The organism is Sporomusa sp. GT1, from assembly GCF_014634905.1.
Taxonomy (GTDB): Bacteria; Bacillota; Negativicutes; order Sporomusales; family Sporomusaceae; genus Sporomusa; species Sporomusa sphaeroides.
In genome coordinates, this window is record NZ_BMBX01000003.1 from 194,488 (window position 1) to 220,982 (window position 26,495).

General features: G+C 46.5%; 28 protein-coding genes and 1 riboswitch. Of the genes, 27 read left to right on the top strand and 1 reads right to left on the bottom strand.

Annotated elements, in window-relative coordinates; all coding sequences use genetic code 11:
- Position 1: 1 nt before the first annotated feature.
- From GT1_RS06530 to pyrR, 19 genes are all read left to right on the top strand, one after another.
- Positions 2–502 (top strand): 4Fe-4S dicluster domain-containing protein, encoded by a 501-nt coding sequence (locus GT1_RS06530; protein ID WP_188398045.1) that lies wholly within the window; start codon positions 2–4, stop codon positions 500–502.
- Positions 495–770: a (2Fe-2S)-binding protein gene (locus GT1_RS06535; RefSeq protein ID WP_188398046.1), complete on the top strand. Its 276-nt coding sequence runs from the start codon at positions 495–497 to the stop codon at positions 768–770. Before GT1_RS06530 ends, GT1_RS06535 begins: the two co-directional genes overlap by 8 nt.
- Positions 763–1,911, top strand: coding sequence for an FAD-binding oxidoreductase (locus tag GT1_RS06540; protein ID WP_188398047.1), 1,149 nt, complete (start codon positions 763–765; stop codon positions 1,909–1,911). Before GT1_RS06535 ends, GT1_RS06540 begins: the two co-directional genes overlap by 8 nt.
- Positions 1,912–1,943: 32 nt before the next feature.
- Positions 1,944–3,491: an L-glutamate gamma-semialdehyde dehydrogenase gene (gene pruA / locus GT1_RS06545; RefSeq protein WP_188398048.1), complete on the top strand. Its 1,548-nt coding sequence runs from the start codon at positions 1,944–1,946 to the stop codon at positions 3,489–3,491.
- Between the two features lie 262 nt (positions 3,492–3,753).
- Positions 3,754–4,920 (top strand): ABC transporter substrate-binding protein, encoded by a 1,167-nt coding sequence (locus GT1_RS06550; protein ID WP_188398049.1) that lies wholly within the window; start codon positions 3,754–3,756, stop codon positions 4,918–4,920.
- A 128-nt stretch (positions 4,921–5,048) separates the two neighbouring features.
- Positions 5,049–5,720: a YggS family pyridoxal phosphate-dependent enzyme gene (locus GT1_RS06555; RefSeq protein WP_188398050.1), complete on the top strand. Its 672-nt coding sequence runs from the start codon at positions 5,049–5,051 to the stop codon at positions 5,718–5,720.
- Positions 5,721–5,737: 17 nt separating this feature from the next.
- A complete protein-coding gene (locus GT1_RS06560; protein WP_188398051.1) occupies positions 5,738–6,187 on the top strand; it encodes a cell division protein SepF in 450 nt (149 codons plus the stop codon).
- Between the two features lie 23 nt (positions 6,188–6,210).
- Positions 6,211–7,023: a pyrroline-5-carboxylate reductase gene (proC, locus tag GT1_RS06565; protein ID WP_188398052.1), complete on the top strand. Its 813-nt coding sequence runs from the start codon at positions 6,211–6,213 to the stop codon at positions 7,021–7,023.
- A complete protein-coding gene (locus tag GT1_RS06570; RefSeq protein ID WP_188398053.1) occupies positions 7,023–7,817 on the top strand; it encodes an RNA-binding protein in 795 nt (264 codons plus the stop codon). The genes proC and GT1_RS06570 overlap by 1 nt, the downstream gene beginning before the upstream one ends.
- An 18-nt stretch (positions 7,818–7,835) precedes the next feature.
- Positions 7,836–8,288 carry a DivIVA domain-containing protein gene (locus GT1_RS06575; RefSeq protein WP_075755693.1) on the top strand — a complete coding sequence of 151 codons (453 nt, stop codon included), beginning with the start codon at positions 7,836–7,838 and terminating at the stop codon, positions 8,286–8,288.
- A complete protein-coding gene (locus GT1_RS06580) occupies positions 8,278–8,601 on the top strand; it encodes a DUF167 domain-containing protein (protein ID WP_188398054.1) in 324 nt (107 codons plus the stop codon). The genes GT1_RS06575 and GT1_RS06580 overlap by 11 nt, the downstream gene beginning before the upstream one ends.
- Before the next feature lie 327 nt (positions 8,602–8,928).
- Positions 8,929–11,721, top strand: a complete 2,793-nt coding sequence (ileS, locus tag GT1_RS06585; protein ID WP_188398055.1) for an isoleucine--tRNA ligase — start codon at positions 8,929–8,931, stop codon at positions 11,719–11,721.
- Positions 11,722–11,794: 73 nt separating this feature from the next.
- Positions 11,795–12,121, top strand: coding sequence for a DUF5665 domain-containing protein (locus GT1_RS06590; protein WP_223226090.1), 327 nt, complete (start codon positions 11,795–11,797; stop codon positions 12,119–12,121).
- A gap of 25 nt (positions 12,122–12,146) precedes the next feature.
- A complete protein-coding gene (locus GT1_RS06595) occupies positions 12,147–12,674 on the top strand; it encodes a nitroreductase family protein (protein ID WP_188398056.1) in 528 nt (175 codons plus the stop codon).
- Between the two features lie 15 nt (positions 12,675–12,689).
- Positions 12,690–13,364: a TraR/DksA C4-type zinc finger protein gene (locus GT1_RS06600; RefSeq protein ID WP_188398057.1), complete on the top strand. Its 675-nt coding sequence runs from the start codon at positions 12,690–12,692 to the stop codon at positions 13,362–13,364.
- A 123-nt stretch (positions 13,365–13,487) separates the two neighbouring features.
- Positions 13,488–14,192 (top strand): TVP38/TMEM64 family protein, encoded by a 705-nt coding sequence (locus GT1_RS06605; RefSeq protein WP_075755688.1) that lies wholly within the window; start codon positions 13,488–13,490, stop codon positions 14,190–14,192.
- A 180-nt stretch (positions 14,193–14,372) separates the two neighbouring features.
- Positions 14,373–14,837, top strand: coding sequence for a signal peptidase II (lspA, locus tag GT1_RS06610; RefSeq protein ID WP_188398058.1), 465 nt, complete (start codon positions 14,373–14,375; stop codon positions 14,835–14,837).
- 176 nt (positions 14,838–15,013) lie between these two features.
- Positions 15,014–15,967, top strand: coding sequence for an RluA family pseudouridine synthase (locus GT1_RS06615; RefSeq protein ID WP_223226091.1), 954 nt, complete (start codon positions 15,014–15,016; stop codon positions 15,965–15,967).
- Positions 15,968–15,971: 4 nt separating this feature from the next.
- Entirely contained in the window at positions 15,972–16,535 is a 564-nt protein-coding gene (gene pyrR, locus GT1_RS06620; RefSeq protein WP_304626362.1) for a bifunctional pyr operon transcriptional regulator/uracil phosphoribosyltransferase PyrR, read from the top strand.
- Here the strand turns inward: pyrR and GT1_RS06625 are convergent.
- The gene (locus GT1_RS06625; RefSeq protein WP_188398059.1) at positions 16,522–18,270 is read right to left on the bottom strand and encodes an NFACT family protein; all 1,749 of its coding nucleotides are present in this window, start codon (positions 18,268–18,270) and stop codon (positions 16,522–16,524) included. The two genes, pyrR and GT1_RS06625, sit on opposite strands and share 14 nt — an antisense overlap.
- Before the next feature lie 141 nt (positions 18,271–18,411).
- Between GT1_RS06625 and GT1_RS06630 the strand changes: the two genes are divergently transcribed.
- The 8 genes from GT1_RS06630 to coaBC all read left to right on the top strand — a co-directional run bounded on the left by GT1_RS06630 (position 18,412) and on the right by coaBC (position 26,289).
- Entirely contained in the window at positions 18,412–21,171 is a 2,760-nt protein-coding gene (locus GT1_RS06630) for a calcium-transporting P-type ATPase, PMR1-type (protein WP_188398060.1), read from the top strand.
- A 62-nt stretch (positions 21,172–21,233) separates the two neighbouring features.
- On the top strand, positions 21,234–22,067 hold the full coding sequence (dapF, locus tag GT1_RS06635) for a diaminopimelate epimerase (protein WP_188398061.1): 834 nt from the start codon (positions 21,234–21,236) through the stop codon (positions 22,065–22,067).
- Positions 22,068–22,282: 215 nt separating this feature from the next.
- Complete coding sequence (locus GT1_RS06640) at positions 22,283–22,885, top strand: hypothetical protein (RefSeq protein WP_188398062.1); 603 nt, start codon at positions 22,283–22,285, stop codon at positions 22,883–22,885.
- A gap of 105 nt (positions 22,886–22,990) precedes the next feature.
- Positions 22,991–23,875, top strand: a complete 885-nt coding sequence (locus tag GT1_RS06645; RefSeq protein WP_188398063.1) for a YicC/YloC family endoribonuclease — start codon at positions 22,991–22,993, stop codon at positions 23,873–23,875.
- A 50-nt stretch (positions 23,876–23,925) separates the two neighbouring features.
- Complete coding sequence (remA, locus tag GT1_RS06650; RefSeq protein WP_075755680.1) at positions 23,926–24,192, top strand: extracellular matrix/biofilm regulator RemA; 267 nt, start codon at positions 23,926–23,928, stop codon at positions 24,190–24,192.
- A gap of 18 nt (positions 24,193–24,210) precedes the next feature.
- Complete coding sequence (gmk, locus tag GT1_RS06655; protein ID WP_188398064.1) at positions 24,211–24,828, top strand: guanylate kinase; 618 nt, start codon at positions 24,211–24,213, stop codon at positions 24,826–24,828.
- Between the two features lie 42 nt (positions 24,829–24,870).
- Entirely contained in the window at positions 24,871–25,077 is a 207-nt protein-coding gene (gene rpoZ, locus GT1_RS06660; protein ID WP_075755678.1) for a DNA-directed RNA polymerase subunit omega, read from the top strand.
- 9 nt (positions 25,078–25,086) lie between these two features.
- Positions 25,087–26,289, top strand: coding sequence for a bifunctional phosphopantothenoylcysteine decarboxylase/phosphopantothenate--cysteine ligase CoaBC (coaBC, locus tag GT1_RS06665; protein ID WP_188398065.1), 1,203 nt, complete (start codon positions 25,087–25,089; stop codon positions 26,287–26,289).
- A 52-nt stretch (positions 26,290–26,341) separates the two neighbouring features.
- Positions 26,342–26,450, top strand: a riboswitch (SAM riboswitch).
- The last annotated feature ends 45 nt before the right edge of the window (positions 26,451–26,495 follow it).

Sequence of the window (26,495 nt, forward strand, 5' to 3'; positions counted from 1 at the left end):
AATGCTTGAGCAAACCGGGATTCCTACTATGAGTGATGTGAACGCCGTACTTCCTTCACCCGTGCGTCTGACCCAGGGACCTATAGCAATTCTTGAGTGTTTCCAAAACATTCCTTGCAATCCTTGTGCCGATGCCTGTCCTCAGGGTGCCATTTCTATCGGTAACGATATCAACCAGCGTCCGATACTTGATGAAACTAAGTGTAACGGTTGCGGCGTCTGTTTGACTTCTTGCCCGGGAATCGCTATTTTTGTAGTTGATTACGCCTTTAGCGAGAGTCATGCTATGGTCAAACTTCCTTATGAGTATTCGCCTTTGCCGGAGAACGGACAGATAGTTAATGCTCTTAACCGTCAGGGGGAAACAGTTGCTGGCGTCCAAGTAAAACGAGTCCAGCTAAACAAAAATAAAACAGCAGTAGTGTGGCTTGCTGTTCCCAAGGCACTTGCCATGGTTGTCCGGGGCATAGCTATCGCGAAGGAGGATTGCCAGTATGAGTGAACCTGTTATCATTTGCCGCTGCGAAGATATCACGCTCAAGGAAATACAAGAATTTATCAAACAAGGAACATATACACTGGAAGAACTCAAACGTGAATGCCGTTGTGGCATGGGGCCCTGCCAGGGCCGGACGTGTACGCCCCTCATCGCCCAAGAACTTGCTACAACCCTAAAAACAAGTATTGCCGGCATTGCGGTACCGACTTTCCGTCCACCGGCAGCACCCATATCATTAGGTGCGCTGGCGCCAGGTGATGACCATGATTAAACACGCAGATATCATCATTATCGGCGGTGGCGTTGTTGGTTGTTCCATAGCCTATAATCTAGCTAAGGCCGGAGCCGGACAGGTTGTTGTGCTCGAGCGCGGCTACCTTGCTAGTGGCGCTACAGGACGTTGCGGCGCTGGCGTCCGGATGCAGTGGGGTACTGAAACCAATTGCCTGCTGGCACGCGAAAGCGTCAAAATCTTGGAAAACCTGCCGACGATGCTGGAACTAGAAGGCGATATTGAATTTAAACAGGGCGGATATCTTTTGCTTGCTTATACCAGCAAAATGGTAGAACAATTCAAAAAGAATCTCAAACTACAAACTTCTCTTGATATCCCGGCCCGCTGGGTATCACCGGAACAAGCCAAAGAGATTGTGCCATATTTAAACATACAAGGACTTCTTGGAGCAACTTTCTGCCCCAAAGACGGGCATGCCAACCCGTTCAAGGTTACCAGTCTGTACGCCAAGGCTGCTGCACGACTGGGGGTTAAGTTCTATACCTATACCGAAGTCACCGGACTAACGGTCAAAGCCGGTAAAGTTAGTATCGTCCACACCACCAAAGGAGATATTGCTACCAATACTGTGATTAATGCGGCTGGTGGTTATGCCAAAACCATAGGTCGCATGGCTGGGATCGAACTTCCTATTTTTCCGGAACGCCATGAAATACTTGTTACCGAGCCGGTTGATCCTCTGCAAACACCCATGGTAATGTCCTTTTATCACAACCTCTACTGCCAGCAAACACCACATGGCAGTTTCATTATGGGTATTGGGCATCCGGATGAACCAGAAAGCTTTAATACTCAGGCAAGTTGGCGCTTTTTGGCCGAGATGGCTGAGCGCATCACTAAAATTCTGCCGCCTCTGGCTAATCTCAATGTCATTAGGCAATGGGCAGGTCTTTATGATATGTGTCCAGACCGAACACCTATCCTGGGAGAAGATTCGAATGTTCAGGGGTTCTATACTGCTGCTGGTTTTAGTGGTCACGGTTTCATGATTGCTCCAATGGTAGGTAAGCTGATAGCCCAAACAATTATTGGCTTGCCAACCGATATCCCCATTAACGCCTTCAGTGCCGAACGATTTGTTCGTGGTCAACTATATGTCGAACCTTCAGTTGTCTAATTGTCCCAATATCATATTAGGGGGTTATATTCATGATAGCAGAATTTAAAAACGAAGCGTTTATTAACTTTTCCTTACCTGAAAACACAAAGGCAATGGAAACGGCGCTAGTCCGTATTTCATCACAAAAAGGCGGACATTATCCCTTGGTCATTGGCGGTGAAAAAATTAATACCCAATCCTTTATCACCTCAGTCAATCCGTCAGACTTTAAAGAAATTATTGGCACTACCGCCAGCGCCAATGTGGAGTTGGCCGAAAAAGCCGTCCAAGCCGCTCTTGCTGCTTTTGCCGATTGGCAGTATGTCAGTCCGCAAGAACGTGCTCGCTATCTATTTAAAGCCGCCGCTATCATGCGCCGCAAGAAATTTGAGTTTTCAGCTTGGCTGGTAGAAGAAGCAGGGAAAAATTGGGCCGAGGCAGATGCTGATACCGCCGAAGCCATCGATTTTTTAGAATACTACGCACAGCAAATGCCCAAATTCGCCGCTGGTATGACGGTAGTACCCAGTGCTGGCGAGCAAAATGAATGCTTTTACATTCCGTTAGGTGTCGGGCTTATTGTACCACCTTGGAATTTTCCATTGGCCATTTTGACTGGAATGACGGCAGCCGCCATTGTTACTGGCAATACCGTAATCATGAAGCCGGCCAGCACTACGCCGGTTATTGCCGCCAAACTCATGGAGTTATGGGAAGAAGCAAGCCTGCCGCCTGGTGTTGTCAATTTTCTGCCTGGCAGTGGCGGTGTTATCGGTGATTATCTTGTCAGCCATCCTAAAATTCGGTTTATTAACTTCACCGGATCTAAAGAGGTTGGACTCCGGATTAATAAATTAGCCGCCGGTGTTTCACCAGGGCAGAAATGGATTAAACGTGTCGTGGCCGAAATGGGCGGCAAAGATGCTATCATTGTTGACAGCGAGGCAGAACTTGAAGAAGCTGCCAACGGTATTGTAAACTCAGCCTTTGGCTTTCAGGGACAAAAATGTTCGGCATGCTCCCGGGTTATCATTGTCAAAGATGTGTATGAGGAAATTGTCGCTAAAGTCATTGCCAAAACCAAAGCTCTGACATTAGGCCCAGCCAGTGATCCCGCCGTTAACCTGGGACCAGTCATTGACAAGAATGCCTATGATAAAATTCTTGAATACATAGAAATCGGCAGAAAGGAAGGCCGCATAGTGGCCGGTGGTGCTAAAGGGGCCGAGACGGGCTATTTTATTGAACCCACAGTCATTGCCGATGTCGTGCCCAATGCTCGCATTGCTCAGGAAGAGATCTTCGGTCCGGTTGTTGCCCTTATTAAGGCCGAGGATTTTGAGCAGGCCATTGCCATTGCCAATGACACTGAGTATGGCTTAACCGGGGCTGTATATTCTCAGAACCGTGCCAAACTCGAAAAAGCTCGCCGCGAATTCCATGTCGGCAACCTATATCTTAACCGGAAATGCACCGGCGCACTGGTTGGTGTTCACCCCTTTGGTGGTTTCAACATGTCTGGTACTAATTCAAAGGCTGGCGGAAGCGATTATCTGCTTCTTTTCCTGCAAGCTAAGTCAGTAGCGGAAAAACTGTAACTTATTTAAGTTTTGCGAAATTGGTATTGTAAATTTCACAAAAACGTAATACAATGTATAATCATACAATACAAAAGTGTAATTTTATTTAATATATATATATTTGTAAGCAAAGATGCTTTTTGGAGAGATATATTTAACTTTTCTTTCCAAAAAGCTTTTTTATCTAAACTTGGTTTTAGCAAAAGCTGGCGTTTAAGGAGGGATGAAAAACACATTTAGGGACAACCTTATAAATTTTATAGGAATAGGAGATGGGACTATGAGTAAATTCAGATTAAAAATGGCTGGCTTATTAACAATACTTATCATGTTGTCAGGGCTGGTAACTGGGTGTGGTGACACCGCCAGCAAAGACATTAAAATCGGAGTAGTTTACGAACTAACCGGCAACACCGCAACTTTTGGTACGGCTGCAGCTAACGGTGCTAAACTGGCGTTTAAAGAAATTAATGCCAAAGGAGGTGTTCTAGGCAAACAAATCCAGCCGGTTATAGCCGATAACAAGGGCGAACCGGCCGAATCAACCAATGCCATGACCAAAGTCATTACCCAGGATAAAGTAGTGGCAGTAACCGGGTTTACTGTCAGTTCTTGCGGTATTGCGGGATCGACGGTTGCCGAGGTTAATAAAACCCCTTTTGTAGCTGCTGCAACCACCAATCCTAAGGTGACTCTTGACGAAAAGAGCGGTAAAGCCAAAGATTATGTATTCAGGGCTTGTTTTATTGATCCCTTTCAAGGGACCGTGGCAGCCAACTTTGCCCTCAACAGCTTAAACGTAAAAACAGCCGTTGTCTTAATTGATAACTCCAGTGATTACAGCAAGGGCTTGTCCCAGTTCTTCAAAGCTTCCTATACAAAAGGCGGCGGACAGATTCTTGCCGAAGAAGCCTACTTGCAGAAAGACCAGGATTTTAAAGCAATTCTTACCAAAATTAAAGCACTCAATCCAGAACTCATATATCTTCCTGGATATTACGAGGAGGTAGGCAAGATTATAAAACAAGCCAGGGAAATGGGTATCACGGTACCGTTTCTGGGCGGTGATGCCTGGGATTCACCTAAATTAGCGGAAATCGCCGGTCCTGCACCTTTGAATAACACTCATTTTACTAATTTTTATTCCAACGAAGATACCAGCCCTGCCTCCAGAGCTTTTGTTGAAGCTTACAAAAAAGAATATAACCAAGTGCCTGATTCCATGGCCGCAATGGGCTATGATGCCGCTTATTTATTGGTTGATGCCATCAAGCGCGCCAACAGTACTGAAGGAGAAAAAATCCGCGAGGCGTTAGTTGCAACCCAAGGCTTTAAGAGCGTGAGCGGTGATATGAATTTAACTTCCACCCATGACGCAATTAGAAGTGCAGTAATCATTGAGCTACAAGATGGTAAACAGGTGTATAAAGAAACTGTAAAACCTTAGCAGCGAAAAATCGCCGTTCGGCTTTGCCTGACGGCGATTTTTTTATTAGAAATATAGAATAATATAAGTAATATTTAAAGGAAAATTTTGTTCGTGGGCGAATAAATTATTAGAATGGAGGATTTACCATGTCTATAGCGCAGAATATTGCTGAAATAAAACGGAATATTGATACAACCAAAGTAAAACTTGTGGCTGTTACCAAAAATCATAGCGCCACAGCCATGTTGGAAGCCATTGCTGCCGGCATAATGGCTGTGGGGGAAAACCGGGTTCAGGAAATGCTAGCCAAACATCCTGATATTCAGGCTGCAGGCAAGCAGGTCGAGTGGCATCTCATCGGGCATTTGCAAACAAACAAGGTGCGCCAGGCTGTGCCACTGGCAGATCTTATTCACTCAGTTGACAGCCAGCGTCTGGCCATTGAGATTGATAAAACTGCCGGCAAACTGGGTAAGCGCCAGGATGTGCTGTTACAAGTCAATGTTGCTGATGAGGAAAGTAAGTTTGGCGTAGAGTTGGGACAAGCCCTGGTACTGGCCAAACAAATCACTCAGCTTGAACATGTGAGATTGTGCGGTCTTATGACAATCGCGCCTTACACCGAAAACGCAGAAACAGTGCGTCCGGTATTTAAAGAATTTTATCAGCTGTTCAGTGAATTAAAGGCATTAAACCTGACCAATACCGACATTAAATGGTTATCTATGGGTATGACAAACGACTATATGGTAGCTGTCGAAGAAGGAGCAAACTTGGTACGTATCGGCACTGGAATATTTGGTTCTCGTCAATATTAAGGAGGAGAGAGAAAGTTATGAAGTTCATGGAAAAAGTTTGGGGAAGCTTGGGTCTGTTTGAAACAGCCGACCAAGAAGACGAACGCCCAAAATTAGAAGAGACAGATGTTAAAACCAAACAAAAAAATAGCAGCAATGTGGTATCACTGCCAATGACTTCGCAGAATCAGCAGCAAAGCAAACAAGTCAAGGTTATGGTGGTTGAGCCCTTTTCTTTCGATGACGCGCAGCATATTGCCGATTATCTCAAAGGCCGCAAGCCGGTGGTTGTCAATCTCGAGAATACAGACCCTGAAATTTCCAAACGGATGATTGATTTCATCAGCGGCACGACCTACGCCCTCAATGGGCAGATCCAAAGAGTCGGCAATAATATATTTCTTTGTGCGCCCACCAATGTTGATGTAGCTTACAGCCCGCGGGAAGATACCGGTGACCGGACACTTATGCCATGGGTTAACAAATAAGTCGATTACCAGACGGAGGAATTATGCTAACAAATAAACAAGTCGGTTTTATTGGCGGCGGTGCAATGGCGGAAGCGCTTATTCGCGGCATATTAGAGGCCCGGTTAGTGACACCGTCCCAATTAACAGTAAGTGATGTTTCCAAGGAACGTCTGGATTATCTGCGTAGCACTTTTATGGTGTCAACTACTCATGATAGCCAGGAAATAGCTAAACAGTCGGATATATTATTTTTAACAGTTAAACCGCAAGTAATCAGCGGTGTTATTGAAAGTATCGCACCGGTGGTAGCCAAAAGCACTGTGGTAGTATCTGTAGCCGCAGGAATAACAATTGCCGCCTTTCAGGGGAAAATGCCCGGTGTGCCAATAATCCGCGTTATGCCCAATACCCCGGTTGCCGTAGGGGCAGGCATGTCTGCTATGGCACTGGGGAAATATGTAACAACCACAGTAAGTGAGCCTGTTGCTCAAATATTTGGCGCTGTGGGTAAAGTGGTCACTGTCACTGAAGATACTATGGATGCTGTTACCGGCCTGTCCGGCAGCGGTCCGGCTTACGCGTTTGTTCTGATTGATGCACTGACAGATGCCGGGGTTCGTGTCGGTTTTTCCCGTCAAACGGCAGTGCTGCTTGCTGCCCAGACACTTATGGGCGCTGCCAAGATGGTACTGGAAACCGGCGAACATCCGGCTAAACTGCGTGATATGGTGACTTCTCCCGGGGGTACTGCCATTACCGGGGTTCATGTATTAGAACAAAATGGTGTGCGTGCCGCGCTCATTGATGCAGTGGTGGCTGCCACTAACCGTTCCCGTGAGATGGGGAGACGGTAATGAGCGAACGGGACAAAATTTTACGGTATTACCGGTCGTCAGGCGATGCCGAGCTGGCGGCAAAACTCCTGGACTTAGCTGAGGCAACGCTCAAAAACCGCAAATATAAAGTAAGCGAAATCCTTGATCCTTATGGGCAAAGTATTGCTGAAACAATAACTGCCCACTATGAGCGGCTGACAATGGAAGCCTGGGGCGGATATGCAGGCGCTGAACGGGTGAAAGTGGCTTTTGTCGATTCCGATTTTCTCGATTATGCCAGTTCACTGGATTTTGCGCTGGCCGTAATTGTAATAAAGTGGGATAGCCGTTACAGCCGCCTGACGCATCGCGATGTACTAGGGGCATTAACAGGGCTGGGAATCAAGCGGGAAGTGCTGGGCGATATTATTATGGCCGGCGAAGAGTGTTATGTAGTGGCTGACGATTCAATGGCCGCTTATATTGTGCAAAATCTGGCAGAGATTGGACAGGCCTCCGTATCTGCAGCCTTTGCTTCGTTTGATGATATTCCTGCAAAAGAGGAAAAAGTAAAAGAAATCCGGGCAACAGTGGCCTCTTTGCGGCTGGATGCCATAGCGGCTGCAGGCTATGGCATGTCGCGAACGCGTATGGCAGATGATATTGTCGCAGCAAAAGTGAAAATTAACTGGCAGGAAGCCAAAAGTCCTTCTCAAGCCGTAAAAGTGGGCGATGTTATCTCCATGCGTGGCCGTGGCCGCGTTGAGGTCGTCGAAATTCCCGGTCAGACCAAAAAAGGACGTTACAGCATTTTACTTAGACGATTTATTTAAAATGAGGGTGGGGAGTCTATGCTTACACCGTTGGAAATCCATAACAAAGAGTTTAAACGCGGCTTTCGCGGCTATAATGAAGAAGAAGTAGATGAGTTTCTTGACAGGGTAATAAAAGATTACGAAACATTGTACCGTGATAACATGGATTTGAAAGAAACTATTGATCGCCTTAACAGCAAACTTGAACATTATCAGCATATGGAGAACACTCTTCACAGCACACTGGTCATTGCCCAGGAAACTGCCGAAGAAGTCAAGCTCAATGCTAAAAAGGAAACTGAACTTATAATTAAAGAAGCTGAGATTCGTGCACAAAAACTGGTTGATGAGGCCATTAGCAAAGTTCGCAAACTAACTGGCGAATCGGAAGAACTGCAAAAACAATCGCAGATTTTCCGCACCAGGCTGCGTACCCTGCTGCAGGCTCAGATGGAAATGCTCAACAGTGCCGAAGAAGATGAAAACTAGTCGTACAGTTAATGCGAGCGAGCTTGATATTAGGGAATTACCGGACGGCATCGCCTTTAAAGTGCGTGTCCAGCCGCGTTCAAGCAAAAATGCCATTACGGGAATTATGGGTGATAGTTTAAAAATCAACCTGACTTCGCCACCGGTTGACGGCGAAGCCAATGCTGCCTGTCTGGCTTTTTTTGCAGCCTATATGGGTCTGCCCAAAAGCGCTGTCAGTATTATTGGCGGACAGAAGAATCGGTCAAAAATCATTAAAATTACCGGTGTTGATAAAAATATTTTTTTGAACAATCTATCTGGCGGTATTTGACTTTGTTCGTCAATCATGTATAATATATGCGTATATACTAATATTTCATCAGTAATGACGGAGATTAGCCTAGGTGGCGGTTTGCAGCGAACCAGGACATGGTGTAAGCCTGGTAACCAAAGTCATGGCTCGCTATCACTCCTGAACTGCGGACTGAACAAGGTCAGGTACTAAAGTAGGCTCCGCCGTTTAACGCCCGTTATCGCGTTGTAAGTGGCTTAACTAAGCCAATTAGGGTGGTACCACGGGAATTAACGCTCTCGTCCCTTTACGGGATGAGAGTTTCTTTATTTTCTGAGGGTTTTTATCTTATGGAGGTGTTCACTTTTGGATTATAGCAAAACACTTAATTTACCGCAGACAGATTTCCCTATGCGCGCCAATCTCCCTGAACGTGAGCCGGAAATGCTGGAATACTGGCGCAAAGAGCAAATTTATGAAAAAAAGGTTGCCCAAAGCAAGGGCAAAACTAAATTTATCCTGCATGATGGCCCGCCATATGCCAATGGCAATATTCACATTGGAACCGCATTAAACAAGATACTGAAAGATATTATTGTCAAATACAGGTCATTACGCGGCTTCGATGCTCCCTATGTTCCAGGCTGGGATACCCATGGCCTGCCAATTGAACATGCGGCCATCAAAATCCTGGGCTTAAACCGTCATGAACTCGATCCACTGGAGCTGCGCCGGGAGTGTAAGCAATATGCCTTTAAATGCCTGGATCTCCAACGGGAAGATTTCAAACGTCTGGGTGTTGCGGGTGACTGGGAAAATCCTTATGTGACCCTGTACCCTGAATATGAAGCCAAACAAATTGAAGTCTTCGGCGAAATGGCGAAAAAGGGACATATCTACAAAGGCTTAAAATCCGTTTACTGGTGCATTTCCTGTGAAACGGCTCTGGCTGAGGCCGAGATTGAATATGCGGAGAAAAAATCTCATTCGATTTATGTTAAATTCCCGCTTATCGATGACAAAGGCAATTTGCCGGTAGGAGTCAGCAGCGAGCAGGTCTATGCTGTTATCTGGACAACCACGCCATGGACCATACCTGCCAATGTGGCTGTTTGTGTTCATCCGGAGATTGAATATGCCTGGGTGCAAATCGGTGATGAAATATATCTGCTGGCCAGTGATTTGATCGAAACAGTTGTCAAGTCTAACAATCTTGGTGAATATACTGTTTTATCAACAATGAAAGGTGCCGCCATTGAAGGCATGGTCTTTAGCCATCCGTTCTTTGACCGTGAATCACCCATCATCCTCGGAGAGCATGTTACACTTGAGGCAGGTACCGGATGTGTGCATACAGCTCCCGGCCATGGTCAGGAAGACTTTGAGGTTGGCATGAAATACGAATTGCCGGTTATCAACCCAGTTGATCCTGCCGGTAAATTTACTGCTGAAGCAGGTCAGTTTGAAGGTCTGCTGGTGAATGATGCCAATGTACCTGTTATCAAAGAATTGGCTGCCCGGAGCCTGCTGCTTGGCAAAAGCTCCATAAAACATCAGTATGCACATTGCTGGCGCTGCAAAAATCCTATTATTTACCGTGCTACCGAGCAATGGTTTGCTTCTATTGACGGATTCCGCGCCGAGACGCTCAAGACCATCGAGAATGATGTTCAGTGGATCCCGGCTTGGGGTGAGGACCGGATTCGTAACATGGTAGCCGACCGTAACGACTGGTGCATTTCGCGGCAGCGTGTATGGGGTGTGCCTATTCCGATTTTTTATTGTACCAAATGTAATGAACATATCATTAATGATACAACCATTGACGCCGTTAAAGAAATCTTCCGTAAGGAAGGCTCTGATGCCTGGTGGGCGAGAACAGCGAAAGAAATACTGCCTGACGATTTTGCCTGCCCTCACTGCGGGCATAATGAATTCCGCAAAGAAACCGATATTATGGATGTATGGTTTGACAGTGGTTCCAGCCATGCTGCAGTATTAGAACAACGCGAAGAATTGCAGTGGCCTGCCGACCTTTATCTGGAAGGCAGCGACCAGCATCGCGGCTGGTTCCAGTCCTCGCTGTTAACCTCGGTAGCTACTCGCGGTGCAGCACCCTATAAGGGAGTATTGACCCATGGCTTTGTTGTCGACGGTGAAGGGCGTAAAATGTCCAAATCTGTTGGCAATACCATTTACCCGCAGGAAGTCATTAAACAATACGGTGCCGATATTCTTCGCCTCTGGGTAGCATCGGCCGATTACAAAGCCGATATCCGCATTTCCAATCCTATTTTGAAGCAATTAGCCGAAGTATACCGCAAAATCCGCAATACTTTCCGTTATATTCTGGGCAACTTGCAGGACTTTAACCCAGATACTGACAAAGTGAATTATAACCAGCTCATGGAGATTGACCGCTGGGCGCTGATGCGGTTGGAGCAAGTGCGGGATAAAGTTACCGAAGCCTATGAAGAGTATGAGTTCCATCTGCTCTACCACACAGTTCATAATTTTTGTGCCGTTGAACTAAGCGCCTTTTATCTTGATATCCTCAAGGACCGCGTTTACACTGCACTTCCCGGTTCCATTGAACGTCGCGCCGCACAAACGGCTATGTACGAAATCCTCAATACCCTGGTAGTGATGGTTGCTCCGGTACTAACCTTTACCTCGGAAGAAGTATGGCAGTATATGCCTAAACAACAGGGCCGGCCCGAAAGTGTGCAATTAGCTTCCTGGCCGACTGCCCGGCCTGAGTACCTTGATGCAGCCTTAGAGACCAAATGGGATAAAATTCTTGCCATGCGCAGCGAAATTACCAAAGCGTTGGAAACCGCCCGGCGTAACAAAGTAATCGGCCACTCGTTAGATGCTGCGGTTAGTCTTTATGCTGCCGGTGAAGAATTGACGGCACTCTCAGCCATTAAGGATGATTTAGCCACATTGCTTATTGTATCTGATGTAACTTTATCTGATCAGCTTAACCAAGCTCCAGGTGAAGCCTACCGCGCTGAAAACATGCAAATGGCAGTTGCTATAGCTCCGGCGCAAGGAGGCAAATGCGAACGCTGCTGGATTTACAGCCCAACGGTGGACCAAGATAATGAGCATCCGGCTCTTTGTCAACGGTGCGCTACTGTAGTAAAAAATATGTAAGCAGGATAAACCGGGAGCTAATCCCGGTTTATTTTTATTAAGCAGGGAATAATACCAATGGGGGTCTGTTTGTATGGACAATAAAAATCCAGTCAATACTAATAAGAGTGATGATCAGCAGCCTGAATTTATTGCCAGACAGCTGGAACGGCTGGTCGACCGGTTGGAATCCATGCGGATTGCCGATTATATGGAGACATTAGAACGCCCTGTCAGGCTGATCCTCACTAACTTTGTGGCCGGCATTGCCCGTGGATTAGGTATTGCCATTGGTGCCAGCTTGGTGTTTGCTTTGTTGCTCGCATTCCTCAAGCAGCTGATAGTGCTCAACATTCCGGGTATCGGCGGCTTTATTGCCGATATCGTACGGTTTGTCGAAGCCAAGAACGGTACTTTCTAGATCATCATTACAGGGAGGCTGACACATGACAAAGGATATTTTTGATTGCATCCGCCAAAGCCATAGTATTCGCAACTTTAAGTCTGAGCAAATCCCTGATGCTACCTTAACCCGGATTCTTGAAGCCGGCAATATGGCACCAAGTGCCGGTAATTTGCAGCCTTGGTACTTTTATGTGGTACAGGATGTTTCGGTAAAGGAAAAAATTGCGGCAGCGGCTTTTGATCAGGAGCAAATTAACGAGGCTCCCACGGTAATTGTAATTGCTGCCGACCCGGCCCGTTCGAATGAACTCTATGGCGAACGCGGAGCACAATTGTATTGTATTCAAGACACGGCAGCAGCGGCACAAAATATCCTGCTGGGTGCCGAAGGACTTGGTGTTGCCGCCTGCTGGGTTGGCGCTTTTAATGAAACAAAAGTTGAAGAAGCAATCAAAGCCCCGCCACGTCTCAGAGCGGTAGCCATAATTTGTCTGGGATACAGCAACGAGCAGCCAAAAGAATATAAGGAACGCCTGCGTCTGGCTGAAGTCGCTAAATTTATTCACTAAGAAGGGGGCTTTAGCTTGCACTCAAAACGACTGGCAAAATCCAAAGCCCGGTTAATAGCAAAAAAGCAGGAGCTGATTGAGACTATTTTGCAGCTTGAGGATAATGGTCTGCGCTCAGCCTTAGCTAATACTACAGGCGAATTGAGCAGCTATGACAATCATCCGGCCGACTTAGGCAGTGAAACCTTTGAGCGGAGTAAAGACGTCGGGCTGCGGGACAATGAGCGTGTATTACTAAGCAATGTCGAACATGCCTTAGAAAAAATTCACCAGGGTACTTATGGCCGTTGTGATCGTTGCGGCTCTCAGATATCGCAGGAAAGACTGGAGGCGCTGCCTTGGGCCAGCCAATGTATTGAGTGCCAACAGAGGGTAGATCAGAATGCCGTTACCCCCCGCCCCTTAGAAGAAGTAATCCTCACCCCGCCATTCAAAAAAAATTTCCTGGGTTCGTCCAGTTGTGAATGTGTCGGCTATGACGGTGAAGATGCCCTGCAAGACGTTATGCGCTATGGCAGCTCTGACACCCCCCAGGATGTTTCCGGTGCAAAAGACTATGAATCCGTATTCCTCAATAGTGACGAGCACCATGGTATTGTTGAGCCGACTGATGCCATTCCCACTGAACCGGGAAGTACCGGGAGACATGCAATCAAGCGGCAGAAATACGAAAAACAAACCAGGCAGTAAACGCCCGGTTTGTTTTTCTTTGCAGGATTTTATTGGGAAGTGTGTAATCATATAATCATTGTCAGGACATACTATTTAGGTTGCTAAAATTTATGATGTTAACGATTTGCAGGTGATGGTGTAATGATTTGTCCGAAAGTCAAGCTCATATCCTTGGCCAAAACTGGCGTTTTAGGACTGGTTGTAGCCATCTATTTTTATTTGCCCGGAGTACAGCAATTTACCGGTGAAGGAATTTCTTATCTGCGCTCCCACAACTTCGAAGGTCTGCGCCAGTTTATTTTATCCTATGGTATATGGGCACCTGTAACCAGTATTGCCCTTATGACCTTGCAGTCCATGGTCCCCCTGGTGCCGGGGATCATCATTACCATTACAAATGCCTGGATATTCGGCTGGCAGGCCGGAGCGCTATACTCCTGGACCGGCGCACTGCTGGGCGCCGCCCTGGACTTTGGGATTGCCCGCTGGTATGGACGTCCGGTGGTAGAACGCTTTATCGGTATTAAATACCTCACACTAACAGACAAATTTTTTAAACGCCATGGCATAATAGCTGTACTTATTACCAGGCTTATTCCAATCATTCCCTTTAAGGTAATCAGTTATGGAGCAGGCCTGACCAAACTAACCGTATGGAAGTTTATTGCCGCTACAGCAATCGGACAAACGCCGGCCATTGTGCTTTATTCCATACTTGGTCAAAATCTCTCACATAATCTTACATTAGTAGCAGCCATTACTACAGTACTGGTAGTTGCCGGACTTATCGTTTACTATTTCCGTGATACCATCGACCGGTATATAATTCCCCCGAAAAATAAGTAAAGAAGTGCGGTATTATCACCGTGCTTCTTTACGTTTGGGAAAAATTCCGGTATCATGTTATCATATACAGCGAGGTAAAGCTCTGCCGGCGGATAAATACACCATCGGCCGGCGACTGCAAATTCTTTGCTGTGGAATATATAGTATTGATAATTGGGTAAAAGATAGGAGAGAGAATTGGTGCCTAGAGTATTACTAGCAGCCATTGCTGCGGCAGTAGTCATAATTGACCAGTGGTCAAAGCATTATATTCAGTCCCAGATGTTGCCGGGAATGTCCATACCGGTAATTGAAAATATGTTTCACATTACCTATGTCCTGAATCCAGGTGCCGCATTTGGGATTTTGGAAAACCAGCGGTTGTTTTTTATTGTAATTGCGCTGGTTATGTTAGGACTGATTGCCTACTTTTTTTCCCATATCCCGGATAACTTCCGTCTTATGCGGCTGGGGGTCAGCCTCTTGGCAAGTGGTGCTCTCGGCAATGTAATTGACCGGGTACAGACCGGGTATGTGGTGGATTTTTTTGATTTTCGCATATGGCCGGTGTTTAATGTGGCCGATATTGCCATTGTCACAGGGGTTGGCTGTGTTATCTATACCCTTGTATTTATACCCTTTCCGGCAGAATACCAAGAAAACTAGTAGTCTGCCAAGTTTAAAGCTATAGGATGAATTGCGCGAGATTTTTCGTCCAGCAAGGCGGAGGAGCCGCACATATCGGACATATGTAAGGTGACGACAACGAAGTTGGGCGGAAAATCTCGCGACAAGAACACTATGGATTTAGGCTTGGTAGACTACTAAGATAGGATGATAGTATGGAACAGATTCCCACAACAGGCGGAGCTGAAACACGAATTGAAACAATGTCCGATGAGCAGGGGCTCAGAATAGATGTACTCTTAGCTAAACGGTTTCCGGAACTATCCCGTTCCCATTTACAAAAGCTTATTGCCGATGATTTGGTGACAGTAAACGGGAAGCTAATTAAAGCAAACTACAAAGTCCAGGCTGAGGATAGTATCAGGATCATCTTTCCTGAAGCCAAACCTGTTGAAATTGCCGCTGAAGCCATTCCCCTTGATATACTTTACGAAGATGCCGATATTATTGTTATCAATAAACCACGGGGGATGGTAGTCCATCCGGCTGCCGGCAATTATGCCGGCACGCTGGTAAACGCCCTGTTAGAACACTGCCAGGACCTATCAGGCATTAACGGCGAAATCCGCCCCGGTATTGTCCATCGTTTGGACAAAGATACCTCCGGTGTTATGGTAGCCGCAAAAAATGACCGTGCGCACATAGCTCTTGCCGAACAAATTAAGAACCGTACCGCCAGCCGCAAATATGTAGCTATTGTGCATGGCACCATTGCTGAAGAGCAGGGGATAATCAATGCTCCGATTGGCAGACATCCGTCTGACCGCAAAAAAATGGCTGTCACGTTTAGTAACAGCAAGGAAGCTATAACCCGGTTTCGCGTCATTGAGCGGTTTATTAATTACACTCTCGTCGAATGTAAACTGCAAACAGGCAGAACTCACCAAATCAGAGTACACATGCAGTATATTAGCCACCCGGTAGTAGGGGACCCGAAATACGGGCCTGAGAAAAAAAGGTTTGCCATTTCCGGCCAGGCACTGCATTCGGCCGAACTTTCCCTTAAACATCCTATTTCTGGCGAAGAATTGCTATTTACCGCACCGGTACCGCCAGATATGGCTGATATATTAACCAAACTGAAGGCGTTAAAAAGAGAGGAGCAGTAAAGTTATGACTAAGCATGTTAATATGGTTGACAAAGCAATTATTATGGATTCTCAGGCCATTAAACGCGCACTCACCCGGATAGCTCATGAAATCGTTGAACACAATAAAGGCGTAAGCGATATAGCGCTTGTCGGTATTAGGACCCGTGGTGTTCCTTTAGCCCAGCGCGTAGCCGAGGAAATCAAGCGCATTGAGGGTGTTGAAGTGCCTGTCGGCATCCTGGACATTACCCTGTATCGCGATGACTTGTCGACTTTGGCGTATCAGCCCATTGTTCATGAAACACTTATTCCGTTTTCCATCAATGGTAAAAAGGTCGTACTTATTGATGACGTATTATTTACCGGACGCACCGTGCGGGCGGCGCTGGACGCCATTATCGATATCGGCCGTCCGTCGTCTATCCAGTTGGCGGTACTTATTGACCGCGGGCACCGGGAACTGCCGATCAGAGCCGACTATGTCGGTAAAAATGTGCCGACCTCCGGCAAGGAAATAGTCAGTGTTCAACTGGCTGCGACCGATGAAGCCGAACAGGTTGTCATTAAGGAATTCATTCAGGAGTAAGTATTGCAGCAATAGTGGCTTTGTCAGGTGTTACATAGATTGTACTTTGGTGGTCATAAATGACAAAGCCGGGTTTTGCCCCCGAGGGCTTGCGCACATAACGGCGTCTGGTATAGTCTACCGGCACATTGGCTGATTGACGGCCTTTGCTAAAATGGGCAGCCAGCAGGGCGGCCTCGACAATGGCCTGTTCTGTTATCTCTTTATTATCCCGGCGAATAATAACATGTGAACCGGGTATATCCTTAGCATGCAGCCAAAGATCCTCAGACTGCGCCTGTTTGAATGTCACTATATCATTTTGCCGGTTATTTTTACCAATAATAATAGCAAAGCCGTCTGTCGTCTTGACTGACAGCGGTGAGGACTGGGCAGCAGGCAAACGGCGTTTGTCTGCTGCTTTCATATAACCGGCGGTTATCAACTCTTGCTTTATCTCGGTTATTTCGGCATTCAGGTCGGCATGCTCTAAGGCCACTGCAACACTTTCCAGGTAGGCAATTTCCTGCCCGCACTCGACAAGCTGATTGGCCAAATGCTCTGCCGAGCGCTTAGCTTTGTTATATTTGGCGTAATATTGCTGTGCATTCTCCAGCGGCGTCAGTGCCGGATCGAGACTGATTATTACCTGGCTGTCCGGCTGCTCGCTGTAGATATCCTGCAATACCTGCTCATGGCTGCCTGCCGGGATATGGTATAGATTAACCATTAAAATATCGCCGTATATCCGAAAGGTGTCTGCGTTTTCAGCCTGTTTAAGCTCCTCAGTCAATACACCTTGCTTACGGGTTAATTTAGCTAACTCTGCTGCCACCAATTTAACAAGTACTTCTTTTTCAGGCAGTGACGGACGCCCGTTAAAACTGTCAAAAAACGCAACAGCCTCACTCATGGTGGAGAAACTATGAAGACTATGCTGCCCCAGATGTTCAGGAACAAAAGCGGCAATTGCCAGCGGCCGGCCTTGACCCTCGACAACACTGGGAACAATCTGACTGTTGTTAAGCGGCACCGCAATACTGGCAACAGCTTCTGCTAATGCATCTATATCCGAGACATCAAGAGTGCCTGACCTGATTTCAGGAGAAAAACCGGCACGCCAGACAATCTCATTTGCGGTGAGCGGCCCCAGGCCGATACCGGCGGCGATAATGGCTTTACTTAACGGTAAATCGGCTGCTGCCAGTACCTGTTTGGCAAAAAGATCTGGTTCGACAGCCAGAATATTGATCTTATCCTGACCGGGAGGGTAGACATATTCTTTGCCTGGCAGCACCTGGCGGTGACGGCTTAGCTGATAGCCCACCCTTCTAATGGCATCAATAATAATATTATCCTGACTTAGAATAATATTGCTGTTTTTACCCATAATCTCGATAATCAGCCGCTTGGTGATAATTATCCCCCGGTCACCACGTACATCTATATTGATATTTATGATACGGTCAAGGCTGTGTTGTTCGATACTGCCAATTCGTCCGTCTTCCAAATGCTTGCGCAGCAGCATGCAAAAATTAGGAGCTGCTGCCGGATTTTCCGGAGCAGAAGCGGCAATCAAGATTTTAGGCCGCTGAGGATTGGCTGAAATATGAAGCCGAAGATTTTCCCCCGGCTGGCGTACCCACAGCAGCAGCGAATATGGGTCTGGCTGAAATACTTTATCAACACGTCCGCCGGCTAATGCGGCATTTAGTTCATTTACCAGCGGCGCAAGAGACAGTCCGTCGACATTCATGGCATACCCTCCGTCAGTTACAAAGCTTGAGACAATTTGCCAATAGTATAACACCCTTGGCAATTAACGGTCAAACCCGGTCTAATTAAGCGGCTGCCAGAATAACATGGTTAGTAAAACACATGTTAGCGAGGTGGCTGCATGGACAGAGAAAAATGGTATGCACGTACGCCAGATGAAGTAGTTAAGTTCTGGCAAACAAATTTTACGGACGGCTTAACTTCTGCTGAAGCAAAGGCCAGGCTGGATAAATTCGGATTTAACGAACTGACCGAAAAAGAAAAAACGGCTTGGTGGAAACGGTTTTTAGTCCAGTTTCAAGATTTTATGGTATTGGTATTACTGGGAGCTACGCTCATATCGGCCTTTTTAGGTGAATATACCGATGCCATAACAATTTTACTCATTGTCCTGATGAATGCGATATTAGGTTTTATTCAGGAATACCGGGCCGAACGATCGCTGGCGGCCTTAAAACAACTGGCGTCACCAACCGCCAGGGTCGTAAGAAACAGTATGGTACAGCAAGTTCCGGCCAAAGAACTTGTACCAGGCGATATCCTGGCACTGGAAGCCGGTGACAAGCTGGCTGCCGACGGTCGACTTATCGAAGTTTATAATATGGAAGTGGAAGAAGCCGCATTAACCGGTGAATCTTTGCCTGTACGGAAAGTGGCTGACCGCCAGTACAGTGAGGATGCACCCTTAGGTGATAGAAAAAATATGGTATATGCCGGCACCAGCATTGTCCGCGGGCGTGGCCGGGCCGTAGTTTGTGCTTCAGGCATGGCCACAGAAGTCGGACATATCGCCGGCATGATTCAAGCATCAGCGGAAGAAGCCACTCCGCTGGAAAGACGGCTTGAAACTCTCGGTAAGTGGCTTGTCTGGGGTTGCCTGGTTATTTGCTGCATTGTTGTAGTCACCGGTATAATCAAAGGGGAATCACTGTTTCTTATGTGTATGGCTGGCATCAGCCTGGCAGTAGCTGCCATTCCCGAAGGATTGCCGGCTATTGTAACCGTAGCCCTGGCCCTTGGTGTTCAGCGCATGATTAAACAACGGGCAATTATCAGGAAACTGCCGGCGGTGGAAACGCTTGGCTGCACAACCGTCATTTGTTCGGACAAAACCGGTACCCTGACACAAAATGCCATGACCGTACGGCAGATATTTGCCGGCAGTCAAATTTATGAAATTACCGGCTCAGGTTATGATATTAAAGGCAGTATTTTACTTAACCACCAAGAGTTTGACTATGCCAAAGATAAAGCTCTTGAGCAATGTCTTGTCATCGGAGCACTTTGTAATAACAGTTCGCTGAAACAAAACAATGTTACCATTACCGGCATCTGGCGCAACAAGAACGAAACCGGCTGGTCCATTGAAGGTGACCCTACAGAAGGCGCTATCGTCGTCGCGGCCGCCAAAGCCGACATTTGGCAGGCTAAGCTGGAAAAAACCAAAAAGAGAATTGCTGAGATTCCCTTTGAATCAGAACGCCGCCGCATGTCAGTGATATACCGGGAGACCGACGGCAATAGCAGCTTATATAGCAAAGGCGCGCCTGACACGATTTTAGAATTGTGCCGGTATTACCACACCGCGGCAGGGCCGACCTCGCTTACCCAGGAACATATTGATAAAATTAACAGCATAAATGAACAAATGTCCTCCCGGGCTCTCAGAGTGCTGGCTGTCGCCTATCGCCGCCTGACACCGGCTCAGGCGCAAAATCCGGACGAATCCCTGGAAACAAATTTAGTATTCGCCGGGCTGGTGGGTATGATTGACCCGCCGCGGGAAGAAGTCAAAGCATCTATTGCTTTATGCCGGGAAGCCGGAATTAAAACAGTCATGATTACCGGTGACCATAAAAGTACAGCGGTAGCCATTGCTCAGGAATTAAATATTTATAAAGAAAGCCAGCATAAGGCGCTCACAGGTAAAGAGCTTGACGCCATGGGGGAAGCTGAACTTGATTCTATCGTAAATACTGTCTCGGTCTATGCCCGGGTTTCACCTGCCCATAAGCTGAGAATTGTCCAGTCGCTCAAACGTAAAGGACATATTGTAGCCATGACAGGGGATGGTGTTAATGATGCACCAGCAATAAAGGAAGCCGATATTGGCGTGGCTATGGGGCTTACCGGCACTGACGTCACCAAAGAGGCTTCTGCCATGGTTTTAGCTGATGATAACTTTGCTACCATTGTCGCAGCCGTCGAAGAAGGGCGGGGGATTTATGATAATATCAGAAAGTTCATCCGGTACCTGTTGTCCTGCAATATTGGCGAAGTTCTTACCATGTTTCTGGCCGCATTGCTGGGATTACCCATTCCCCTCTTGCCGGTACAGATATTGTGGGTAAACCTTGTTACAGATGGTCTGCCGGCCATGGCGCTGGGCATTGATCCTAATGATCCTAACAGTATGCGCCGTCCGCCCCGGCATCCGAAAGAAAGCGTATTTTCCCGCGGTTTAATTAAAAAAATTGTTGGCCGCGGCATTCAGATTGGTTTAAGCACACTTTTCGTCTTTAGTGTGGTATACTATTCCCAGAATGATTTAGCGCTGGCCCGGACAGCAGCCTTTGCCACACTGGTATACTGCCAGATGTTTCATGTGTTTGATTGCCGGTCTGAAACCTATACTATTTTCGAACTCGGGTTTACCAGCAACAAGTACTTGCTGGCAGCTGTTGCCTTCTCGACCAGCATGCAGTTGGCGGTTATGTACATACCTTTGTTAAGTTCCATCTTTTCCACAGTACCACTGTCTTTAAGTGAATGGGCGCTTGTCCTGACAGTTTCCGGCTGGACACTGATACTTAACGCTTTCAAGCATGTATTATTCGGACGGCGGCCGGCACGCCGCGCTGCGGTACCACACAACCGCTAAACCTGCACAAATCAAAAAAAGAAATCTTTATTTTATATTCATAATAATTTAGGAGGAATAGTATGCAATTTACTAAATGGCATGGATTGGGCAATGATTTTGTAATTGTCAACGGCATGAAAGAGCACATCGCTGATTACCACAAGCAGGCGGTTGCTGTTTGTGACCGTAATTTTGGTATTGGTGCCGATGGCCTTGTTGTGCTGCTTCAGTCAGATATTGCCGACTTTAGGATGCGGATATTTAATTCAGATGGCAGTGAGGCCGATATGTGCGGCAACGCCACCCGCTGTGTAGCCCGCTATCTTTATGAAAATAAAATAACAAATAAAACAGTCATCACCCTTGACACATTAGCCGGGATTATTACACCGGAACTCATTTTTCAAGACGGGGTACTGGCAACTGTCAAAGTCGATATGGGTGAACCCAGGCTCAAACGCAGTGAAATCCCACTTGTTGGCGATGCACAAGAGCAGGTAATCCATGCACCGCTGGAAGTAGACGGCGAACTGTATCACATTACCTGTGTCTCCATGGGAAACCCTCATTGTGTCATCTTTGTCGATGATGTGGCTAAAGTCAATTTGTCAGCTATTGGCCCCAAAATTGAAAACCACCCTCAATTTCCCAAAAAGACTAATGTTGAATTTATCCAGATAATTGACAGGCAAACCGTAAGAATGCGTGTCTGGGAGCGTGGTGCCGGGATAACGCAAGCCTGTGGCACAGGTGCCAGCGCTGCGTTGGTTGCTGCGGTGTTAAACGGTTATACAGATCGCCAGGCTACCGTCAGACTGGATGGCGGTAACCTCTGGCTTGAATGGGCCGACAATAACCACATTTATAAATCAGGACCGGCCGTGGAAGTATTTCGTGGAGAATATCTGCTGTAAAGAAAACACGGCTTGGGTCGAGCCTGTGACGACGGCGGAAGCCGATGTTGCCCTTATCCTGTTTTTAAGAAAGTTATACTTTCTGTTAGGATAAAGTAGTCGGCTTTGGCTGAGCCGGCTACTTTAATTATTTTTTAAATTCTGAAAAAAAGGTTTTTTTTGGTCGTAAGTATAATATGTATACAGCAGGACAATTTGCCATCGGAGGTGTTAAGGTGAAGCTTGTTGCCGCTATTTTCAGCTTGTTCTTCTTGCTATCTATGCCGCTTGCTGCCAGTGCCATAGCTTTGGTCAATCGGGATGTCATCCTGGAAGCGCAAGAGTATGGTATAAAACGCAAACAGCTGCCGCTTACTGAGTTTCTTCATCCTTGGATTGTCTACGAAGAACAAGCAGCTATCCTTAATGAAACAACCGAACGGGCTTATTTGTATACTCCATTTTTGTTATTGGCAAATGATGCCCGTGACAAAGCAAGAAGCAAAAAAACGGTTCAGCTTGCCGACAGTGAAAAGATTCTGGCCGATTATGCCGGATGTCTTGTCTTCAGTATAACAATTAATGGCAGCACCGAGAATTTCAGTAACGGTATTCAAGCCACGATTAAACAAGACAAGAAGACGCTCAAGCCATATCATGCTGTTATTAATTCTCCGGTAAAAACCCCTTGGTTCCCAGGCGAACCAAAGTTCACAACCCATACATATTTTTACTTCAATAACAGAGAAGTACAGTTAAACAAGCCTGTGACAGTGGTGTTAACCACTAAAGACAAAAAGGAACGCCGCTTTTATTTTGATTTGTCTAATTTCAAATAACTCATTGCGATGGACAACCAACAAAGCAGGAGGAACTGTAAAAATCTACGGTTAAAATCGCATGAACAGTGAATAATAACATACGCAAAGGAAGGTGCAGTTTCCGTGCTTAAAAGCATGACCGGTTTTGGCCGGGGGGAATACATTGATTCAAGCCATCGCATTATCATTGAGATCAAAGCGGTAAATCACCGCTACAACGAAATTGTTATCCGTATGCCGAAAAATCTGGGCAGTCTGGAAGATAAGATCCGCCGCAGCATTGCCAGTACCATTTTACGTGGCCGGGTGGACGCTTTTATTACGGTTGATGAATATGGCGAAAAGAAACGTACGGTAAGGGTTGACAAAGAATTGGCGATGGCTTACCATAATGCAATGAGAGAATTAGCCGGTCTGTTGGAAATACCGGCAACTGATAACATCTACCACTTATCCAAATATCCTGAAGTTTTCAAAGTGGAAGAAATCGCCGAAGATGTAGAACAGTTATGGCCCAAGCTGGCGGCGGCTATTGAGGCGGCAGTGGCCAATCTGATGAAAATGCGTGAAGCCGAGGGCGCAAATATTGAGCGCGACCTCTTGGAGCGGGTAGACAAGCTCAGCAGCTATATTGCGGCTGTAGAGGAGAGAGCACCGCAGATTCTTGTAGATTACCGGGAAAAGCTATTAAACCGTATGCGGGAGTTGCTGGCCGCAGTAGGGGCAGAACCTGACGAAACCAGACTGCTGCAAGAATCGGCTATATTTGCTGACAGAACTAATTTCACTGAAGAAATTGTCAGGCTCAAAAGCCATTTATCCCAGTTCCGGGCAACTGTAAACTCGCCTGACGCCGTAGGGCGCAAGCTGGATTTTATTGTTCAGGAAATAAACCGGGAAACCAACACAATTGCTTCCAAAGCAAATGACTCTGCCATCGCCAATATTGTTGTTGAAATTAAAAGTGAAATTGAGAAGGTCAGAGAGCAAATCCAAAACATAGAGTAATATAGGAGAATTACGTCTAAGTGGCCTATAAATTTATAGGAGGAGTCTTAATGGACATAAAATTAATTAATATCGGTTTTGGCAATATTGTGTCGGCTAACCGGATCATATCCATAGTTAGCCCTGAATCAGCTCCCATCAAACGCATTATTCAGGAAGCGCGCGACCGGGGTATGCTTATCGACGCTACATATGGACGCCGGACCCGCGCTGTAATCATTACCGACAGTGATCATGTTATTTTATCGGCAGTACAGCCTGAAACAGTAGCTCACCGGTTAACAAGCAAAGACACCAGCGATGACACTGCCGAATAAGGGAAAGGAGTTAGAGCCATGCCGCAGCAAGGAATACTACTAGTTGTATCCGGTCCTTCGGGTACCGGCAAAGGCACCATTTGCCGCGAGCTGCTGCGTAGCAATCCCCAGTTAAAATACTCTATATCGGCTACTACCCGCCAACCCAGGACGGGAGAGGCTGACGGAGTAAATTATCTTTTTGTTGCCAAAGATCATTTTCAAACCATGATTGAAAACGACGACCTGCTGGAGTGGGCCGAAGTCTACGGCAATTTTTACGGGACGCCACGCCACTATGTGCTTGAACAGTTAAAAAACGGATATGATGTCGTACTGGAAATAGATACCCAGGGAGCTATGAAAATAAAAGAAAAATTTCCGGAAGGTGTATATATATATATAATCCCGCCCTCATTGGATGAGCTTGCTGACAGAATTCATAAACGCGGTACTGACAGCCTGGAAGTCATCAAAAAACGCCTGCATTGTGCCAGCGCCGAACTTGCTCAGGCGCATAACTATCATTATATTGTAGTAAATGATCAAGTAGCGGCAGCTGTGCAAAGAGTGGAAACAATCATTGCCGCCGAAAAGCATCGGGCAGAACGCAATACCGATTTAATTGATAGTCTTTGCCAGGCACGTTGTAACTAACGAAACTTGGCACAGCAAATAAATTAGGCAAGGGGATATGCTATGATTAATCCGTCTTTAGATACATTAGTGAAAAAGGTTGACAGCAAATATACACTGGTTGTCTTAGCTGCCAAACGGGCTCGGGAAATTATGGATGCCCAACAGCCACTGGTGGAGTCTAAATCCAATAAGCCGGTGACAATTGCCCTGGAAGAGGTGGCTCAAGGTAAAATTACCTACGAACGCACCAAAACCGGCATTAAATAGGAGTCAGCAATGTCATCAGGCCAAACTATCGTTATCGGAGTTGCCGGCGGCATTGCCGCCTATAAAGCAGTTGAAATTGTCAGCCGGTTAAAGAAAGCCGGGCATACGGTCTATGTTATCATGACAAAAGCGGCTACAGAATTTGTCACACCGCTCACTTTTCGCGAAATTAGCGGCAACCCGGTGGTTGCCGACATGTGGGAAGAGCCTAAAACCTGGAATGTGCAGCATATTGCACTGGCCAGCCGCGCTGATCTATTCCTCATTGCGCCGGCAACAGCCAATATTATCGGCAAAATAGCAAACGGCATAGCCGACGACATGCTTACAACCACCGTCATGGCTACCAAAGCACCGATAATTTTGGCTCCAGCCATGAATACCAACATGTATCTAAACCCAATTACCCAGCAAAACTTAAACAAACTGGCAGGACTTGGCTATCATATAGTAGAACCGGCCTCCGGCATGTTAGCCTGTGGTGTGGATGGCCCCGGCCGCTTGCCTGAACCGGCGGATATTGTAAAAAAAGTTAAATCCCTGCTGCAAGGCAACCGGGATTTAGCCGGTAAGCGGGTACTGGTTACGGCTGCCGGCACGCGTGAACCCATTGATCCGGTGAGATATATTGGCAACCATTCGAGTGGCAAAATGGGATATGCTCTTGCCGAAGCCGCCGCAGCGCGCGGCGCAGAAGTTATTCTTGTTTCCGGTCCGTCAAGTCTTGCCTGTCCGGCGGGGATAACTGTCAAAAAAGTTGAAACTGCCGCGCAAATGCGTGAAGCTGTTCTTGCGGAGTTTGATACTGTCGATGTTGTAATCAAAGCCGCCGCTGTGGCTGATTATCGGCCTGAGACGGCAGCAGACCAAAAAATAAAAAAAACCGGCAATACTCTAACCTTATCCCTGGTCAAAAATCCTGATATTTTGCGCGAATTAGGCGAGCGTAAAAAGCATCAGCTCTTAATCGGTTTTGCAGCCGAAACGCAAGAGCTTTTAAGTCATGCACAAGAGAAACTAATTAAGAAGAATCTTGATATGATTGTTGCCAATGATGTTACTTTACCGGGAGCCGGCTTTAATACAGACACAAATATTGTCAGAGTCATACATAAAAATGGCCTGATTGAAGAACTGCCGCAGCTTACTAAACGCCAGGTGGCTGAAATTCTGATTGACAAAATTTGTGTAATGTTGACAAATTATACTTGATTTTTTTTTGTATTTAGATTAAAATCTTTTTGTTGTTAAATTGCATATGCTATACTCATCAAGAGTTGGTGGAGGGACTGGCCCGATGAAACCGCGGCAACCATTTTAGTAGTTTTACTAAAAACGGTGCCAATTCCGGCGGATAAACCGCAAGATGGGAGTGAGAACAATCACGCCTCCCTTGCGGAGGCTTTTCTTTTTGCAAT